Raw genomic sequence first — 19,303 nt, forward strand, 5'->3', positions numbered from 1 at the left:
AGCTAGAAAAGGAAGAGCAGGATTCAATTTTAGGATTGCATACAACCGTGCTCTGTTCAGAAGCTGCAACAGCAATCCAAGCTCCGGCCATTAGGGCTATAAAGATGGCGAAGGCCGACAAGGCTCTATCCCAATTCAAACGCATAAGGAGACCCAAGCCGCGATATGAATATTGGAGTGTCTGCATAACCCTGAGCCCTTCTGAATTTTGACTTCCGCGACACCACACTTACGAGGTCAGTGCTGCTCGCCTTTCCAAAAGATTAACAGGGGATTGTGGCCACATTTGGACGGCTGACCATTTTTGACAGCCGTCCAATGATAACAATTAACAGAAAATGTCGTTGCTGAGCGCAAACACCATTAGTGACAGAATTGCGCCAAAACCTACCGTCATCAGCACCCGCATCGCCAAGTCACTTGGCTGCTTCCTAGTAACTGCCTCATAGGCATAAAACATCAGATGACCACCATCAAGCGCGGGTATTGGAAAGAGATTCAGAAGGCCAACGGCTGTAGAAAGAACCGCAATAAACCAGATGAAACTCTGCGCGCCCTGACTGGCCATAGCTCCTGACGTTTCAGCAATGCCTAGTGGGCCAGAAAGGTTACAAGAGCTAATCGCCCCTGAGATCATATGCTTAAGTCCTGACAGAGATGTTTCGATGACCGACCAGACCTGGCTGGTCCCGGCCGTCAGAGCATCCACTGGTCCAGTTCTGTCTGATACAAGGTCAAATGCCAAACCTCCGCCGATTCCAATCCGCCACTTGGTAGCAAATCCACCCTCAGCCTGCGGTTCGTCAACGCGACGTGGCGCCAGCGCCAGTTCTAACGTTTGTCCGTCTCGCCAAATGCTCAGCAAAAGAACTTTGCCATTTGCCGCTTCGACAACACCCTTCAGTTGAGCAAACGCCACAATCGGTTCACCATCAATAGCGGTGATCACATCCCCAGTCATGACACCGATGCTTGACGCAGCGCTACGTGGCACCACCGAAGTGACAACAGACGGCGCAAAGTTTGGGCCATTTACAACCATCTCCACGCCATCACGTACAACGCCATATTTCATTGGCTGTTCAGACGGGACCTGGCGGCGGAATTCGCCCCATTTCTCAGATTCTGAAATTTTGGGCGTTTTGATTCCAGCGATCGAAAAAACTTCATCGCCTTCCTGCAATTCGTTGACCAGCCCGGGGATCGGCACCAGCGAACCAACAGTCAGGGGGTCTCTTGGCTCACCGCGGACCATAAACACGCCGGCAAAGATCAAGATCGAGAGGACAAAGTTAAAGACTGGGCCGGCTGCAACTGTTGCAGATCGAGCCCACAACGGTGCCCCGTGCATCGTGCGACGTAGAAGTGTTGGGTCTGCTTCGGCATCCGCCATCGTCTCTTCGTCCTTGCCAGACGCCGCATTGGCATCCCCAAGGAACTTTACGAACCCGCCGAATGGAAGCAGAGCAACCTGCCACCGGGTGCCGTGCTTATCTACCCGGCTCCACAGCACTGGGCCAAACCCAAGTGAAAACACCTCAGCATGAATTCCTGACCACCGACCAACGATATAGTGGCCGTATTCATGCACAGCGACGATCACCGACAGCGCGATGACAAAACTAGCCACCGTATATAGAAACCCGCCAAACTGCGGAATGAGAGAAACTACGTCCAAAATACTACCCTGTTCGTTCTGCAATGACCAAATCGGCCCGTTGCCGGGCCAATTGGTCAATCTTCGTCACGTTATCAAGTGTCATTGCGGCATCAATGAGGCTTGATTGACTCTCAAAGTGCTCCAACACTTGTTCGACAATGGTGGCCATATCCAGGAATCCAATCCGACTCTCGATGAAGTGATCCAAGACCCGCTCTTTGGCCCCATTGAAAACCGTCCCCATCATACCACCACGCGCCATGACTTGATATGCCAGTTGCAATGCCGGGTACCGAAGGGGATCTGGCGTATGAAAATTCAGCTGGCCAATTTTAGCCAGATCAAGCCGAGCCACTGGAAGGTCGCGACGTTCAGGCCAATGTAACGCATAACCGATTGCATGACGCATGTCCGGTGCACCCAAGTGCGCCATAAGCGCGCCATCTTGAAAACCTACCAAGGCATGAACCATTGATTCAGGATGAATAAGAACTTCAATTTGTTCAGGAGAAACACCGAAGTATTCACGTGTTTCGATAACTTCCATCGCCTTGTTGAACATGGAAGCACTGTCGATTGTAATTCGTTGACCCATATCCCAATTGGGATGGGACGAAGCCTCTGCCAGTGTCGCTGTACCCAGTTGGTCCAGTGGCCAATCCCGGAATGCTCCGCCAGAGGCTGTTATTACGATCCGCTCCACCGCATCCATATCTTCGCCAACAAGCCCCTGAAACACTGCCGAGTGTTCGCTATCCACTGGCAGGATACTAGCATCGTGGCGTTTGGCAGTTTCCAACAACAACGAACCGGCACAGACCAGTGACTCTTTGTTGGCCAAAGCCAAAGTTGCGCCCTGTTTCAATGCCTCCAATCCAGGAGCCAGCCCTGCGACGCCCACGATTGCTGACATAACCCAATCGGCTGGACGCGCTGCAGCTTCGTTCAACGCGCGTTGACCAGCTGCGGCCTCAACACTGCTCCCGATTAGGGCTGTTCGCAGATCATCCAGGCGGTCTTCGAAAGCGGTTACAGCCACTTCAGCATTCAGGGCTTTGGCATCAGCCGCTAACCTAGCGATATTTGCGCCCCCTGTGAGGGCAACAACATCATAGGAATCCAAATCGCGCCGGATCAGGTCGATGGTGTTCTGACCAATCGACCCGGTGGCGCCAAAAATTGAGATTTTTCGCATTACAGTGTCCCGCTAGGCAGGCCCCAAAGTGTTAGGAAGATAAGCACCATGGCCGCTGCTCCCAACATTCCATCAAAACGGTCAAACAAGCCGCCGTGGCCAGGGATCAAAGCGCTGGAATCTTTGACACCCATTTTACGCTTTAGTGCGCTTTCAGCAACATCTCCGGCCTGACTGGCCATAGACACCAATACAGACAGAACGACCAGACCAGCCCCAATGTTCAATTCCTGAGCAAACCAAAGACCAATAACCCCAGCAGACAGCCAGCCTGCTGCTGTGCCTGACCAAGTTTTCTTTGGACTAACGCGGGGCCAGAACTTTGGGCCACCAATAATCTTGCCCGCAAAATAACCAGCCACGTCTGTCACGACGACAACGCCCACCAACCATAGCATCCACTGTATGCCCAAGACATTCCGTAGCCAGATAAATCCAAACCCAGCAATTAGTGCCCAAAGCGTAAAGCCAAAGTAGTACCCACGACGTCGAGACAACTGCGAAAGACCTACCAATGCAGGCGCAACTAAAACAGGCAGCGTCCACGTGGAGTTCAGGAAAGAAGCCGCCAAAGTGGCTGCGCCCGCCAGCAGCCCCAATTGCAAGGCAACTCCACGTTGCTCTGGTTCCAGCATCCGGACCAATTCCCAGACCAGGCCGCCGCAACACAGCGCAATCAGGACTTCGAATACCAGACCGCCTGTGAAGACGGAGTAACTACCCACCACAAGCATCACAACGGCCGAAATTAAGCGTGGGGCTAGATCAGCCCAGCGACCCTTAGAACTCATGTCTTCACCGTACCAAACCGACGATCGCGGCGGCCGAACCGTTCACACAGTCGACCAAGCTCCGCTGCTGTAAAATCAGGCCACAACGTGTCAATGAACTCATATTCGGAATATGCTGATTGCCAGAGAAGAAAATTTGAAATCCGGGCCTCTCCGCTAGTGCGGATCACCAAATCGGGATCGGGTAGCACACAGGTATCCAAATACCTCGGCAATGTCTCTTCATCCACATGATCAGGGTTCAAATGCCCATCAGCGACATCGCGCGCTAAACGTTTGGTGGCTCTCGCCACTTCGTCCCGCCCGCCATAGTTTAGGGCAACTGTCAAATGGGTGCCGTCATTTCCTTCGGTCTCGACTTCAAGATCATCCATCAGCTTGACCAATTTCGCATCAAGCCGCAGCCGGTCACCAATGAACCGCACCCTAACGTTCTCTGTCGCCAGAGCCGCAATTTCCTTAGAAATGTACCGCCGGAAAAGGTTCATCAGACCGGCGACTTCAGTTTGCGTTCTCTTCCAGTTTTCAGTGGAAAAGGCAAAAATCGTTAAGTACTCGATACCTAGCTTTGGGCAGGCTTCGACAACCTCTCGAACCCTTTTTGCACCCGCATGGTGCCCAAACAGCCGCGGCCTTCCACGGGCCTGAGCCCACCTACCGTTACCGTCCATAATGATAGCAACATGACGCGGACCCGCACTACCAAACGGCAATGGGCCACTGTTTTGTGGTGCGATATCAGCGTTATTTGACATTCTAGGGCGTCAAACCTGCATGATTTCTTCTTGCTTGCTCTCCAGACTAGAGTCGACAAGTTTAATCATCTTATCAGTCAGCTCTTGAACCTCTGCCTCCCAGAATTTCTGGTCGTCCTCAGACATGCCGTCGGCCTTGGCCTTTTTGATCTGATCCATACCATCGCGGCGGATATTGCGGATCGACACACGACCGTGTTCTGCATATTGACCCGCAACTTTGGTCAACTCACGCCGACGTTCTTCGTTTAATTCTGGAATAGGCAGCATGATTATTGTGCCGTTCAGCTGAGGGTTAATACCCAACCCGCTCTCGCGGATGGCCTTCTCAACTTTACCAACCAGCCCTTTGTCCCAAACGTTGATCGTAACCATACGCGGCTCGGGCACATTGACCGTTCCGACCTGGTTGATTGGAGTTTGCGATCCGTATGCATCCACCATGATTGGCTCAAGCATCGAGCCCGAAGCACGGCCTGTACGCAAGCTGGCAAATTCAGTTTTCAAATTTGCCATAGCACCGTCCATGCGGCGCTGTAGATCATCGGTATCGAGAATAAAATCGTCAGACATGCTGCTCATTCCCCGTCGTCAGGTTATGTTTTCTAGGCTCATAAGCCATTGGCTTCGCGTTGTATAGCAATCTCGGCACTGAAATCCGTCTCAACGAATGAATTCAACTTTCGACTACAGTATCTCAGCCACTATACAACTGCATCTATCAAAGATAACAGGCCGGATTTTCGCGGAACTCCGAACCTGCTAATCTGCAAAATTACTTACCCGGCTACCTGCGTATAGGTTCCTTCGCCCGCTAGAATTCCACGGAATCCGCCAGGTTCATCCAAACCGAATACGATCAGTGGCAGGTTGTTGTCTCGCGCCAAGGCGATCGCCGAAGCATCCATGACACGCAGACGTTTTACCAGCACGTCATCATAGCTAACATTATCGTATCGCACCGCGTCAGCGTGCTCCATAGGATCTTTATCATACACGCCGTCAACGCCGTTCTTGCCCATAAAAATCGCTTCGCAGGACATTTCATTAGCACGCAGTGTTGCGGCCGTATCAGTCGTAAAATAAGGGTTTCCGGTACCAGCAGCAAAGATGCAGACCCGTTTCTTCTCGAGGTGTCTAACAGCCCGACGGCGTATGTAAGGCTCACAAACCTGATCCATCGGAATAGCCGAGATCACCCGTGTGAAGACCCCAAGTTCCTCTAGTGCACTTTGCATCGCAAGTGCATTCATCACCGTCGCCAACATGCCCATGTAATCAGCGGTAGTGCGTTCCATCCCCTGAGCGGATCCCGACAGCCCGCGAAAAATGTTACCGCCGCCAATGACCATGCAAATCTCGACGCCCATGTCATGCACTGACTTCACTTCTTCAGCGATGCGTTGAACTGTCGGAGGATTCAGGCCAAACCCCTGATCCCCCATCAGCGCTTCGCCTGAAATCTTTAGCATCACGCGTTTATAGGTTGAGGCGGTGGGGCCGCTCGACTGATCGGTGGTAAGGGGCATGTTGCGCTCCGGAATGTGTCGGGGTTAATCTGCCGGGCAAAATGGCGCATATCAGTGCCATGTTCAATGGAAGTTGGCACAGTTTGATCGCAAATCTGTGTCATTTTTTCGCAGGCCAGGACAATAACTATGACGTTTCCGAAAATTTCCCCGGATCAACCTGTGTTGATTGCTGGTCCTACCGCCTCAGGTAAATCCGCCCTAGCGCTAGAGATCGCACAGAAACAAGGCGGGGTAATCATAAATGCGGATGCAAGTCAGGTATATGACTGTTGGCGCGTAATCACGGCACGCCCCTCCATCGAAGAGGAACTCACGGCTGACCATGCTCTGTATGGCCACCTTCCATTTGATGCGACGTATTCAGCAGGCCACTGGTTGCGCGAAATCAAACCCCTACTGTCGGGTCCCCGTCGACCGATCATAATCGGAGGAACAGGCCTGTATTACACCGCTTTAACCGTTGGCATGGCGGATATCCCCCCGACTCCCTCGGCCGTACGATTACAAGGCGACGACCTTCCGATAGAAGACATGCTCGCCGTCTTAGATATCGAAACCAAGGTAAGGATTGATGTAAAGAACAGAGCACGGGTCCAACGTGCTTGGGAAGTTCAGCAAACCACCGGGAAACCTCTCTCGGTCTGGCAAGATGAGACACCTCCACCTCTGCTACCCATCGAATCCTGTGCGGCGTTGGTATTCGATGTCGACAAGGCTTGGCTGGAAATGCGTATCCGGCAAAGATTCGACCTTATGTTAGACCAAGGCGCTCTCGAGGAAGCTCGAGCAATGCTTGATCGCTATGATTCGAACCTGCCATCTTGCCGTGCCATCGGCGTACCCGAGTTGATGGGCCACCTTAACGGCAGCCTGACGCTTGACCAGGCACGCGAAAAGGCGTCAATCGCGACACGACAGTTTGCCAAACGTCAGCGCACTTGGTTTCGTTCAAAAATGAAGGATTGGACAGCTTACTCGCCGGATAGGTAGTAATTACCACAGTCATTTTCAGTGCCTTGTCAGAATCGAGTTCCCATGTGTAAGGTTCTGTAGAAACAAGGTTTTCGAATACATTATTATGCCATATGATCCAAACCCACTAGAAGAAATCCAAGTTGTTCCGCTTTCTGGTCTCTACCCTGACGGGCAGTGGCAAATTGAATTGGCCCATGATCGAGACACACATGTTCTAGTCTGGATCACCCGTGGCCAAGGTCGGGTCCTTCTGGATGGTACGCGCCGCGGATTTGGCGCCCATAATGCCTTATTCGTCCCAGCTGGCGGCTTGATGTCTTTGGAATTAGGGCGTGGTTGTCTTGGGCAAGCGTTGTTGGTGCCTGCCTCAAATGCAATCGCCCTGCCCTATCGACCACAGCATTTGCGCATCAATAACCTGAATGAGCAAACAAGTCTGACGGCCCTGTTGGACACCATGCAACACGAACAAAATGCACGAGAAACAATGTGGCACCGCGCCATGCAGGCAAATGGTGAACTGATCGGGATTCTGCTGCGACGGCAGAACCACAGTGACGAAGCCGCAAAACCCAAGCATAGCGCAGCGCACCGTTTAACTCAGGCGTATTGTGCTCGCATTTCACAGTATTATGGCGACAACATTAGTATGTCTGATCATGCATCTGCCCTGGGTGTTACCGCAACACACCTGACACGCGTCATAAAAGCCGAGACAGGAACCACAGCTGCCGGCCTACTGACAGAGCGACAGCTTTATGCAGCGCGTTGCCTGCTAATTGAAAGTGATTTGCCGATACAGGAAATAGCAACTCGCCTGAATTTCAGCAGTTCTGCCTATTTTACACGGTTCATCACCCAGCATACCAATCAGACCCCGCGGGCTTTGCGAAAACAATCTCGCAATTGATTCTTTGATATCAAATTTAGTCCAAGCGTGTCTCCGAGTTGCACGCACAGCAGTAGACACATGTGACTAGTATGACCCCCAAAAGTTGAAAAACGACGGGGAAATGTCGCGTTTTGCCCAAAAGAGTCCATTGAAAGCATTGACCTACCCTCGCAACTAGGGCCGTATATTATGTATGGGGAAGCCAAAACTATAAGCCGCATCTATTATAGCCTGATCCACATTTTAAAAATTGTGGATTGCAGTGCTCTTTATCCCATCGGTGCGACAGGGAGAGTTTTAATGTCTAACAAGATCAACAATGTCGATTCGATTCACTGGGCTGCAGAAATGCACGCACAGGAAGTATTTGACGGAAAATTGGATCGGCGCGAATTCCTGACACGCGCGACGGCTTTGGGTGTAACGTCAGCTGCAGCCTACGGTCTTATCGGTCTGAACGCCCCGGCTCGCGCCATGGGGACTCCTAAAATGGGCGGCACTCTGCGCATCCAGATGGAAGTTCATGGTATGTCAGAGCCACGCCTGTATCAGTGGTCCGAAATGGGCAATATGACTCGGGGCTGGCTGGAACATCTGATCCACTACAACAACGACGGTTCGTTCTCACCTGTTCTGGCGGAAAGCTGGGAAACCAGTGATGACGCCAAAACCATCACCATCAACCTACGCAAGGGTGTAACCTGGAACAATGGTGACCCATTCACCGCCGACGACGTTGTCCATAACTTCAACCTTTGGTGTGACGGCAATGTCGAAGGCAACTCAATGGCGACCCGTATGGGTCCATTGGTCGACCCCGACACCAAGAAAGCAATCGAAGGCAGCATCGTCGCCAAAGATTCGCACACTGTTGTACTGAACCTGCCCTACCCGGACATCACAATCCTAGCCGGCATCGCAGACTACCCAGCAGCAATCACTCACCCGTCGCTGGACGGCGGCAACCCAATCGACAACCCGATCGGAACAGGTCCCTACTTACCAGAAAGCTATGATGTAGGTGAAAAGGCCGTAATGGTTCGAAATGAGAACCACAAATGGTGGAATGAAGGCAACGGCGCGTACTTGGATCGCATTGAATTCATTGACTACGGCACTGACCCAGCCACGATCATGGCAGCGGTTGAGGCTGAAGAAGTAGATATGACTTATGAGTCTGTCGGCGACTTCATCGATATCCTAGATGGTCTGGATATGGTCCGCGCTGAGGCATCTACTGCCGCAACAATCGTTGTTCGACCGAACCAGTCAACTGAGGTTGACGGACAAAAGCCATATTCTGATGTGCGTGTACGTCGCGCATTGGCGATGGCTGTCGACAACGAGGTTGTCCTAGAGCTTGGCTATGCAGGGCGCGGGAAGGCCGCCGAGAACCACCACGTCAGCCCGATCCACCCGGAATATGCCGAACTTCCACCTCAAAAAGTGGACCCAGCTGGTGCGATGGCCTTGATGAAGGAAGCTGGAATGGCTGATTTCGAACACGAAATCATCTCGCTGGATGATGGGTTCGAAAAAGACACCAGTGATGCTGTAGCCGCCCAGTTGCGCGATGCAGGTTTCAACGTCACCCGTAAAGTGCTGCCGGGATCAACCTTCTGGAATGATTGGGCAAAGTTCCCGTTCTCGTCGACCACATGGAACCAACGTCCGTTCGGCGTTCAGGTTCTTGCACTGGCGTACAAATCTGGCGTGCCATGGAACGAAACCGGCTTCTCTAATGAAGAATTTGACAACACTTTGGTTGAGGCCAGCGCTATTGCTGATGCTGATCAACGTCGAGTTCTGATGAAGCGTCTCGAAGAGATCATGCAGAGTGAAGGCGTTATCATTCAGCCATATTGGCGCTCGGTGTACAATCACGCACGTCCGGGCTTGGTCAATGCAGGCGTACATGCACAATTCGAAATCAAGTATCAAAACATCGGCTGGGAAGCCTGATCTGATACGGATTTGATGTTAGCGGGGCTGCCGGTACCGGTGGCCCCGTACTTGCCCTATTGGCACTCAGCAAGCTGTGTAAACGCAGTCTTCAAGCACCAGAAGGACACGCCGCAATGGGACGGTTTATTTTACAACGATTTGGCGTGATGTTTTTGACCGCTCTGGCGCTCACCCTGATTGTCTTTTTTCTGACCAATCTTCAGCCCAACCTTGAGAAGATCGCGAAATTTCAGGGAAACGCCCGGATGACCGAGCCTGAAGTTGTGAGTTGGCTGGAGAAAAACGGCTATGCCCAACCAATGCTAACTCGCTACGCCGAGTGGCTAGGGCTGGCTAAAGGTTGGACCCATACAGACGACGAAGGCAAAGTCACAGGGCGCTGCATAGATCATGGACAAGCCCCGGCCGAAGCACCGTCTCGCTGCGGTCTGCTGCAAGGTGACTGGGGATACTCCATCTTTTTTGAAGCTGATGTCGCTGGCAAAGTACTCGGGAAACTAGCGCTCACAGGCAAACTGATGCTGTGGGTTATGTTACTGATGATCCCAATGGCATTGATCATCGGCGTTTTGTCCGGAATGCGAGAGGGATCCAAGCTTGACCGGGTTCTGTCGACCTTTTCAATCGTCACGACAGCAACACCGGAATACGTCTCCGGGGTAATCTTTATTGCTGTGTTTGCCTCGTCTGCAGTTGGGCTGAAATGGTTCAAAGGCACCGCCACTTCGGCAATGGAAAACGCGACATTTGAAAACTTCTTTCTACCAGTCCTCACCATATCCCTGTATGGGATGGGCTATATCTCTCGCATGACTCGTGCTTCGATGACCGAAGTGATGACGGCGCAGTATATCCGAACCGCTCGCCTGAAAGGTGTCAGTTTCTACAACGTGGTTGTTAAACATGCCCTGCGAAACGCCCTGATCGCACCGTTCACAGTGATCATGCTGCAGTTTCCATGGCTTTTGAACGGGGTGGTGATTGTAGAAACCCTGTTCAATTACAAAGGCTTTGGGTGGGCTCTCGTGCAGGCAGCGGGGAACAATGACATTGAACTGTTGCTGGCAATATCAGTCGTATCCGTAATGGTAGTTCTGGTGACACAGCTGATTTCAGATATCGGTTACGTCTACCTCAATCCACGCATTCGAATTTCTTAAGGGAGGAAGAGCAATGGACCCTCTCAGCACGTTTGAGATCATCACGCGCATTCTGGTGCAGCTTTCGCCAGTTTGGATATCGCTAATTCTGCTTTATGCGATGTCAATCGCGTTTAAACGGCGACTTGGATTGTATGGAAAGCTGTTTGACAGCCCTATTGGTATGATCGGTTTTGGGTTGGTGATGTTCTGGGTGTTCACCGGTGTCTATGGCGCCCTGGACATGATTGTCACCCATGATCCCCTTTCTCAGGTATCAGGCATGAAGAACAAGGTGCCAGGAACACCGGTACGCAGTGCCGAAGAAGGTGAGTATGCCTGGTACCTTCTTGGTGGCGACAATCTGGCCCGAGATGTATTCAGCCGTTTGATCAAGGGCGCCTGGGAAGTCATCAAAATCGCACCTTTGGCAGCCATTTTTGCCTTTATGGTGGGTATCACTTTGGGTCTTCCGGCCGGATATTACGGCGGCAAGCTAGATATTACCCTATCCTTCCTGGCCAACCTTATCCTGGCATTCCCGGTCATTTTGTTGTTTTACCTATTGGTGACACCGGAAATTGTGGCCACCGGAGTTCCGAACTATATGGCCATTGTGCTGTTCGTCTTCCCGATCATTTTTCTGGCGGTACTGCTAAACTCACGCTTTCACACACGTCCGAAGTTGCGGACGCCGCTACTGATCGGCGTGTTGGGGCTGGCAACTTGGATGTATCTGCAACTGGTTTCCAACGGTGGTTATCTTATCAACACTCCCGATTATAAAATCATTGGCCTACCGCGCGTGCTAGATTTCTTTGACATCGATCCTGGCCTACTGGTGGTGTTTGTATCGGTAGTGTTTGTAAATTCACCAACCGTGTTTCGTATCGTTCGTGGGCTGACCATGGACATCAAAACCCGTGACTATGTTGCAGCGGCGCAAACCCGTGGTGAAGGCCCCTGGTACATCATGCTCTGGGAGATATTACCCAACGCCCGTGGCCCACTGATCGTCGATTTCTGCCTACGCATTGGGTACACGATTATCCTTCTAGGGACACTCGGGTTCTTTGGCTTGGGACTTGCTCCGGAAAGCCCAGACTGGGGCAGCACCATCAATGATGGGCGTAAGTTGCTGTCAATCTATTTGCATCCAGCCCTTCCACCAGCGCTCGCACTTTTGAGTCTGGTTCTAGGGTTGAACTTGCTGGCTGACGGCCTGCGTGAAGAAAGCCTGAAAGACTGACGGTAGTAGCTGGGGGCCCTGCCCCCAGACCCTCGGGATATTTTAAGCCAGATGAAGGGATCCGACATTCCTATCACCGGCAGGGAGATGACAGATGAGTAAGATGGCAAATTATGACGGTCCAATCCTGGAGATTGACAAGCTATCAATTTCATTCTTCACGCGACTACGGGAAATACCCGCGGTCATGGACTTTTCTGTCTCTGTAATGCCAGGCGAAGCTGTCGGGCTGGTCGGGGAAAGTGGCTGCGGCAAGTCTACTGTCGCGCTGGGCGTGATGCAGGATCTGGGCAAGAATGGTCGGGTTGTTGGTGGTTCGATCAAATTCAAAGGCCGCGATCTGGCGGAGATGAGCCCCGAAGAGCTACGTGATGTTCGCGGCAATGAAATTGCTATGATATACCAAGAGCCAATGGCCTCGCTAAACCCCGCGATGAAGATCGGCAAACAGCTGATGGAAGTCCCCATGATACATGAAGGGGTCGGCAAGGATGAGGCCTATGCGCGCGCGCTGGAGGTGGTGACGGATGTGCGCCTGCCAGATCCCGAGCGGATGCTAAATTCATTTCCACATCAGCTATCAGGAGGTCAGCAACAACGCATTGTTATTGCAATGGCGCTGATGTCAAAGCCTGCGCTGCTTATTCTTGACGAACCAACTACCGCATTGGACGTAACAGTTGAGGCCGCAGTAGTTGAGCTGGTCCGAGACTTGGGGAAGAAATATGGCACGTCGATGCTGTTCATCAGCCATAATCTGGGGTTGATATTAGAGACCTGCGACCGGCTCTGTGTGATGTATTCTGGCGAAGCGGTGGAACGCGGTTCCATCGAGGAAGTGTTTGACAATATGCAGCACCCCTACACGCAAGCATTGTTTCGTTCTATTCCACTGCCAGGTGCGGATAAAAACGCCCGTCCCCTAGTGGCTATTCCGGGCAATTTTCCGCTGCCTCACGAAAGACCACAAGGATGCAATTTTGGTCCACGTTGTGATTATTTCGAAGCAGGCCGCTGTGATCGTGGAGACATATCCATGGAGCCCATCTTTGAAAATGGCCGACACCAAAGCCGTTGTCTGAAATTCAAAGAGATCGATTGGAATGCGCCAATTTCTATTTCTGAACTCAAGCAAAAAGCAAAGATCGGCGATGTTGTTCTAAAAGTAGAAAACCTGAAAAAGTATTACGAGGTTGCAGCCAACGCACTTTTCTCTGGTGGAGACCCAAAGGTGGTCAAGGCCAACGAAACATTGAGTTTCGAAGCCCGTGAATCTGAGACACTGGCAATTGTCGGTGAGTCAGGCTGTGGGAAATCCACATTTGCAAAAGTTTTGATGGGTTTGGAGACTGCCACTGAAGGCGAAGTCCTGTTGGATGGCAATAACATCGAACAAACCGCAATAGATCAGCGCAATACTGATACCGTGGCGGATATTCAAATGGTGTTCCAAAACCCATTCGACACGCTAAATCCATCAATGACCGTCGGGCGGCAGATCATCCGGGCATTAGAGGTCTTCCGAGTTGGCAATACTGAGGCCGAGCGCAGAAACCGGATGCTGGAGCTGTTGGACCTTGTAAAGCTGCCACGCGCCTTTGCTGAGCGTATGCCTCGGCAATTGTCAGGTGGACAGAAACAACGCGTAGGAATTGCACGTGCCTTTGCGGGAGGGGCACGTATTGTGGTTGCGGATGAACCCGTGTCAGCTCTGGATGTTTCGGTTCAGGCGGCGGTGACAGACCTATTGATGGAAATTCAGCGCAACGAGAAGACCACGCTTTTGTTCATCAGTCACGACCTATCGATTGTGCGCTACCTTTCCGATCGGGTCATGGTCATGTACCTTGGCCATGTCGTGGAGATCGGCGACACAGATCAAGTTTTCTCGCCGCCTTATCACCCCTATACTGAAGCGCTGCTATCCGCTGTGCCCATCGCAGATACGTCAGTCGAAAAACAGCATATCGTCTTGGAAGGCGACATACCTTCTGCGATGGATCCCCCGTCCGGTTGCCCATTTCAAACACGCTGCCGGTGGAAGAGCGAAGTTCCCGATGGATTATGTGACCGCGAGGTTCCGGAAGTGAAACAACTTGCAACAGGGCATCAGGTCAAATGCCATCTGTCTGATGAGACATTAGCAATGATGGAACCAGTGATAAAAGTTGCCGCTGAATAACAGTAGGTTGGACCGCAAACGCCTTCTAATCAGCGGGTGGCCGCAATTTGATCTTGTTCTCGCCAGGCCTCAATCCAATTGGGACCACCCAGGGCCTCGACTAGTGGTTGAAGTTGTTCTTGGTAAGCCTGCCACTTCCCCAAAGCACGGGTGTTGATTTTCTCTCGTGCTTGATCCACCGATGCCGTTCTGATCGCTCCTACAGCATCTTGTGGCGAAAGGCAGTCGTCCTGCCATGGAAGCTCTGCATGTTCTAGTAAAGCCTTAATCTGGGCTTCAGGGTTGGTCACCAATCCCTCGTAAGATTGGATGCGAAGTTGATCTGGTAGCTTTTCTTTATAGTCCTCGATCGACCGATAAATCACTTGTGTCATTCGGCCTATCCACTCCAGTCGACAAGAAAACTCATTTCCGACATCCAAGCTGGTCGAGAAGTTTGATAGGCCGACATCTAACGGATGGCGCGACATAAAGACAAATTTGGCGTCCGGCATCAGCACATGTGCAAGCCCCAAATGGAAAGAATTTCGAGGCATTTTGTCTACGATGACATCATGGTTCACAGTTGCGTTTTGCGAAATGAGCTCAAAATAATGCTGCCGGAAGATTGAAATCTCTAGCTCTGTCAATTTGCCGAACCAATCCCATGATTCTGCCCCCCTTTGCGTATCCTTGACATGTTGCCGAACGACCTGAAGTGTTTGGGACAAGGCCCGACTTTCACCGACCGTTCCCACAATCGAGTGCCGGGAAAGAATGTTTTCGACCAAGGTGGTTCCGGATCGAGGCATCCCAACGACGAATACAACGCGTGGTCCTTCATGATCCGTTTTCAAAGTTGCGGAGCGATGGAAACACTCTGTCTGGCCATCAACTAAGGCGTCCAGTTCATCCGGGAGGAATTCTGCCTTTTGGGCAGCCTTTGCTTTGGAAAAGAACTTGAATGCTGAGTTTGTGCGGTTAGCCGTCTGTTCACACTGACCAAGTGTATTGAAAACCACAGACCGTTCGATGTTAGACAGTTTCTTGGACTTTGATAGTTTTCGCAATCTTGCGACTTTTTGACTATTGCTTTTGAAAGGCTCAAGTCTGTTCAAAGCTGATAGGCCATAAACAGAATTTGGATCGCCTTTCAAAACCTTGCGGTAGCCTTCAATCGCTCCCTGTTTGTCGCCAACTGTTTGCTTCATTGCCGCCAGTTTTCCCCAGGCCGCAACGATGTCAGGTCTCATCTGGGTCAACATTTCAAGTAAGGAAATCGCAGTTTGGCTATCACCTAGTTGAAAATAACAACTGGCTGCCTTATCCAAAACCGAGGGATCAAGGCTCCCTTCTTGCAAGACGGGTAGTAGCCCTGCTAGGGCCATTCGGTATTGGCCTTTCTGCATAAGGTGCTCAGCAGTCTTGAGAACCAATGGAACAGACCTAACTGGTACGTTAATGGCTTGAGGGCTTGGTTGAGCAAAGTTCAACATCTGTGTTCTCACAAGATTGTAAAGTTAACTCAAATTACCCGAACATAGTGAATGGCAAGTAAACTCCGCGCGCAGGGTGTTAAAAAGAAAACAACCTTTTGTATGGCGTTACTCGCCAACATATCAAAAGCCGATCAGGTCAAGTTTATAAAGACACAGTATCTGCACAGGCACTCAGATTGAGAAATCCACTCAAGCCACTGGAGTTAAACACTTATGTCTAACTCACGGCACACCTTCGCCAACTTACTTTGAATTGATCAGCTCAACAAAATTACAACAATCATCAGAAGGTTGATCGCTGACAAGGGCAGCAGCCACGGTCTACGCTGATGCCAAACAGCACCCAGTGCGGCCAAAGGAACCGAGAATAAGAAACCGGCAATACACATCGTTCCCACGATAGCACCTAGCAAACCACTGTTTGGCCCCCAAGACGTTCCAGGCGTCACCATTCCCTTGAGACCGACTCCGATCAGGATCCCGATAATTGCCCCAAGTAGATTCAGCCCAACATTTCGCATGTCTACCGTAGGACGATCACCTACAATACCATCTACCACTTCGCGTGTAGGAACTGCCGTCGGCTTCCACTGCAAACGATCAATGCGCTGATTAAACCCGTTGATACTCAATGTGTTCCCTCCCGAAGTTAAATCAATCTTAACCAAAATTAAGGTGATCAAATGGTTCGAGGGAGGTGTTAATAAGACATTAAGGCAACCTTAAGGCAAGGTTAACGAGAATTGCACTCGATTTCCAATCTAACTGCCCCAAATCTTCTTCACGTAGTTCTGAGTTTCGCGGTAAGGGGGGATTCCACCATGCTTTTCAACTGCTTGCGGCCCTGCATTATAGGCCGCCAGAGCCAATTTCCATGTTCCGAATTTTCGGAATTGTTTGGCCAGATATCGCGCTCCGCCCTCTAGGTTCTGCTTGGGCTTGTGAGGGTCTACCCCCAATGAACGAGCTGTGGCAGGCATAAGTTGGGCTAGCCCCAATGCACCCTTGTGAGACTTGGCTTTCGGATTCCAATTGCTTTCCTGCTGGACCAACCTCAAGAACAGGTCTTCGGGCACCCCATGCTGACGCGCGGCAGAGCGCGCCATTTCAAGGAACTTGCCTTGGTACTTACCACTATAAGGCAGGTGCCCCCACTTACTTGGAGTATAAATACTAGGTGGCTTTAAGCGAACTGAGTTATTGTACTGACTTGACGCGCGACCATCCAGTACACGTGTGTGTGCGGCAAACAGGCTTCTCTGGTTCTTTGTCCCAAAGATATCCGCCGCAGTTACCGGCCCAACCGAAATACTTGCCACAACCACGCCAATACTCAGTTTGCGCATATCGCTTAACCCTGCCCTGCCCTTTAACCTTGGCGCAATATATAGTCTTCGAAAAAAAAGGGAAGCACACCGGCAGATCCTTGCCTGTCGCTGGGTCTTCCAGAACAGCACGCAGCTTAAGATCACCAGTTTCATCCACAGATGCCTGCTTTTATCAGCCGAGTTCGGGCTGTAGTGTAATGCATCAAGAGGCGCAGCCAGATTCGCGCTCCCACAACAAAAGATATCTATAAGGACACGCCCACATGGCCGGCTCAGTCAACAAAGTCATTCTCATCGGCAACCTGGGCCGCGACCCCGAGGTGCGCAGCTTTCAGAACGGTGGCAAGGTGTGCAACCTGCGTATTGCTACATCGGAGACCTGGAAAGACCGCAACACCGGTGAACGCCGCGAAAAAACCGAATGGCATTCGGTCGCTATTTTTAGCGAAGGTTTGGTTCGGGTCGCAGAGCAGTATCTGCGCAAAGGCTCCAAAGTTTACATTGAAGGCGCGCTGCAAACACGCAAGTGGCAGGACCAATCGGGCCAGGATCGGTATTCTACCGAAGTTGTACTGCAGGGCTTTGGCTCCACTCTGACCATGCTGGATGGTCGCGGCGAAGGCGGCGATCAAGGCGGCGGAGGCGGCAACTACGGTGGCGGCGGCAGCTTTGGCGGCGGTGGTGGATCGTATGACAGCGGTTCGCAGGGCGGCGGAGGAAACTTTGGCGGCGGTGGCGGCCAGCAAAGTGGCCCATCGCACAACATTGATGACGACGAAATTCCATTTTGAGGGAAACAAACTCCAGAAATGTAGATTTACGATCCGTAACACCTTGTAGTACATTGATATTACAAAGAAAATGTTGATTTTTTAAATTGACATGACGCTATGATTCTGCAACCAATCGAAAATGTAGTTTTTTGATTGGTTGCCTTTCCTATGTTGACACAAAGAAATACCATCTTTTCCGGCGGCGAACGATTCAGCTACCTTGAGGTAGAGTGCGGCCTACCAGACTACTGGACAACATTATTTGTTACCGTTGAGTTACGCCCCAAACTAGCTCAAAATACCATACACAGCATCCTGTCTAGCATCCGCCATTTGAAGCTATGGGAGATAGTGAATAGCAGGGACCTAATTTCGGAGTTTGCGTCACAGAGTTTTCTGACCTCTGCCGACATCGCGTCTCTTAATGAGCACAACACGCTAAAGCGTTCCGAAGTTGAAAGATTGATAAAGGGGACGAAATCCAAGGATGTGATTTCGATGCAAGTTCATCACCCGTTCGCTATGTCAGCTTTGGACACGATAAGTGCACATCAGCAGAGACAGCGGATGAATGTGCAGGCTCGTTTCCTAGTCTTTGTGGGAAAAACTAAGCTCCGTCATTCTTCCTGCCGCGTTCAACTGTATGAACAGCTAGACAAAATGGAAGCGGAAATGGAACGGAACTCGCCCGCTGCATCTCGTAGTTCTGGGTTGCAAGGTGATCCAAACTATCGCTCCTCACCGCCAGAAGTCTATGATGAAGTCATTCGCTTGGTCCGAGTTGACAATCCACGCAACCCATTCCGAGATAATGTCCGCCTACGCAACCAGGTGATGTTCGATATAATGTACGAAACGGGCGCCCGTGGTGGAGAAATTTTGGGCTTTCAGATTGGTGACATAGACTGGACCCGACGCGTAATGAAAATCGTTCGACGTCACGATGACGTTCTCGATAGCCGCAAGCATCAGCCCGTAGCCAAAACCGAAGAAGGCGAAGTTTATATTACGAAAGCGTTGGCCCAAGATTTATATCAGTACATTATGAAAGACCGCTCTCAAATCGAACCGGCAAGATCTCACCCATATGTATTCGTGAACCATAGAAAGGGAGTGGGATTTGGAAAGCCCGTCGGCAGTGCGACCTTCAAAACAAGAATCACCAAACCAACTTCCACAAAAGCCCCCCAAATTTTTAGTGAAATCACACGGCACGGCTTTCGTCACAACTTCAACTACCGGCTTTCAATGAAATTCGACGAACATAACGCTCGAGCTGCCAAAGACCCATCCTGTCTGACGTCAGCGCTTATGGGTCCAAATAGCGGTATTTGCTAAGAGAGGGTTTGTTGCTCATCAGTAACCACTGAGGAGTGGACGATGAGAAAG

General features: G+C 51.2%; 17 protein-coding genes. 8 read left to right on the top strand and 9 right to left on the bottom strand.

Annotation, left to right across the window (positions count from 1 at the left end; genetic code table 11):
• Nucleotides 1-328: 328 nt before the first annotated feature.
• The 6 genes from rseP to pyrH form a co-directional block, all read right to left on the bottom strand.
• Nucleotides 329-1,678, bottom strand: coding sequence for an RIP metalloprotease RseP (gene rseP / locus DL239_RS18475; protein WP_167685598.1), 1,350 nt, complete (start codon nt 1,676-1,678; stop codon nt 329-331).
• Between the two features lie 4 nt (nt 1,679-1,682).
• Entirely contained in the window at nt 1,683-2,855 is a 1,173-nt protein-coding gene (gene dxr / locus DL239_RS18480) for a 1-deoxy-D-xylulose-5-phosphate reductoisomerase (protein WP_167685580.1), read from the bottom strand.
• Entirely contained in the window at nt 2,855-3,646 is a 792-nt protein-coding gene (locus DL239_RS18485; RefSeq protein WP_167685581.1) for a phosphatidate cytidylyltransferase, read from the bottom strand. The genes dxr and DL239_RS18485 overlap by 1 nt, the downstream gene beginning before the upstream one ends.
• Nucleotides 3,643-4,401 carry an undecaprenyl pyrophosphate synthase gene (gene uppS / locus DL239_RS18490; RefSeq protein WP_167685582.1) on the bottom strand — a complete coding sequence of 253 codons (759 nt, stop codon included), beginning with the start codon at nt 4,399-4,401 and terminating at the stop codon, nt 3,643-3,645. The genes DL239_RS18485 and uppS overlap by 4 nt, the downstream gene beginning before the upstream one ends.
• A 9-nt stretch (nt 4,402-4,410) precedes the next feature.
• Complete coding sequence (gene frr, locus DL239_RS18495) at nt 4,411-4,974, bottom strand: ribosome recycling factor (RefSeq protein WP_167685583.1); 564 nt, start codon at nt 4,972-4,974, stop codon at nt 4,411-4,413.
• A gap of 206 nt (nt 4,975-5,180) precedes the next feature.
• Nucleotides 5,181-5,930: a UMP kinase gene (gene pyrH, locus DL239_RS18500; RefSeq protein WP_167685584.1), complete on the bottom strand. Its 750-nt coding sequence runs from the start codon at nt 5,928-5,930 to the stop codon at nt 5,181-5,183.
• Between the two features lie 129 nt (nt 5,931-6,059).
• On the opposite strand from pyrH, the gene miaA reads away from it, so the two are divergent.
• From miaA to DL239_RS18530, 6 genes are all read left to right on the top strand, one after another.
• Nucleotides 6,060-6,923, top strand: coding sequence for a tRNA (adenosine(37)-N6)-dimethylallyltransferase MiaA (miaA, locus tag DL239_RS18505; protein ID WP_167685585.1), 864 nt, complete (start codon nt 6,060-6,062; stop codon nt 6,921-6,923).
• Between the two features lie 88 nt (nt 6,924-7,011).
• Nucleotides 7,012-7,818 (top strand): AraC family transcriptional regulator, encoded by an 807-nt coding sequence (locus tag DL239_RS18510; RefSeq protein ID WP_167685586.1) that lies wholly within the window; start codon nt 7,012-7,014, stop codon nt 7,816-7,818.
• Between the two features lie 282 nt (nt 7,819-8,100).
• Nucleotides 8,101-9,762, top strand: a complete 1,662-nt coding sequence (locus DL239_RS18515) for an ABC transporter substrate-binding protein (protein WP_167685587.1) — start codon at nt 8,101-8,103, stop codon at nt 9,760-9,762.
• Nucleotides 9,763-9,878: 116 nt separating this feature from the next.
• Complete coding sequence (locus tag DL239_RS18520) at nt 9,879-10,925, top strand: ABC transporter permease (RefSeq protein WP_167685588.1); 1,047 nt, start codon at nt 9,879-9,881, stop codon at nt 10,923-10,925.
• A 13-nt stretch (nt 10,926-10,938) separates the two neighbouring features.
• Nucleotides 10,939-12,153 carry an ABC transporter permease gene (locus DL239_RS18525; protein WP_167685589.1) on the top strand — a complete coding sequence of 405 codons (1,215 nt, stop codon included), beginning with the start codon at nt 10,939-10,941 and terminating at the stop codon, nt 12,151-12,153.
• 94 nt (nt 12,154-12,247) lie between these two features.
• Nucleotides 12,248-14,335 (top strand): dipeptide ABC transporter ATP-binding protein, encoded by a 2,088-nt coding sequence (locus tag DL239_RS18530; RefSeq protein WP_167685590.1) that lies wholly within the window; start codon nt 12,248-12,250, stop codon nt 14,333-14,335.
• A gap of 29 nt (nt 14,336-14,364) precedes the next feature.
• On the opposite strand, the gene DL239_RS18535 is transcribed toward DL239_RS18530, so the two are convergent.
• From DL239_RS18535 to DL239_RS18545, 3 genes are all read right to left on the bottom strand, one after another.
• A complete protein-coding gene (locus DL239_RS18535; protein ID WP_167685591.1) occupies nt 14,365-15,810 on the bottom strand; it encodes a tetratricopeptide repeat-containing sulfotransferase family protein in 1,446 nt (481 codons plus the stop codon).
• Nucleotides 15,811-16,070: 260 nt separating this feature from the next.
• Nucleotides 16,071-16,445, bottom strand: coding sequence for a hypothetical protein (locus tag DL239_RS18540; protein WP_167685599.1), 375 nt, complete (start codon nt 16,443-16,445; stop codon nt 16,071-16,073).
• Nucleotides 16,446-16,574: 129 nt separating this feature from the next.
• Nucleotides 16,575-17,159 (bottom strand): lytic transglycosylase domain-containing protein, encoded by a 585-nt coding sequence (locus DL239_RS18545; protein WP_167685592.1) that lies wholly within the window; start codon nt 17,157-17,159, stop codon nt 16,575-16,577.
• Between the two features lie 245 nt (nt 17,160-17,404).
• Here DL239_RS18545 and ssb point away from each other — a divergent pair, with 245 nt between their 5' ends.
• Both ssb and DL239_RS18555 read left to right on the top strand, forming a co-directional pair.
• Nucleotides 17,405-17,932: a single-stranded DNA-binding protein gene (gene ssb, locus DL239_RS18550; protein WP_167685593.1), complete on the top strand. Its 528-nt coding sequence runs from the start codon at nt 17,405-17,407 to the stop codon at nt 17,930-17,932.
• Nucleotides 17,933-18,082: 150 nt separating this feature from the next.
• Complete coding sequence (locus tag DL239_RS18555; protein WP_167685594.1) at nt 18,083-19,252, top strand: site-specific integrase; 1,170 nt, start codon at nt 18,083-18,085, stop codon at nt 19,250-19,252.
• Nucleotides 19,253-19,303 lie beyond the last annotated feature (51 nt).

Source organism: Parasedimentitalea denitrificans, from assembly GCF_011813015.1.
Taxonomy (GTDB): Bacteria; Pseudomonadota; Alphaproteobacteria; order Rhodobacterales; family Rhodobacteraceae; genus Parasedimentitalea; species Parasedimentitalea denitrificans.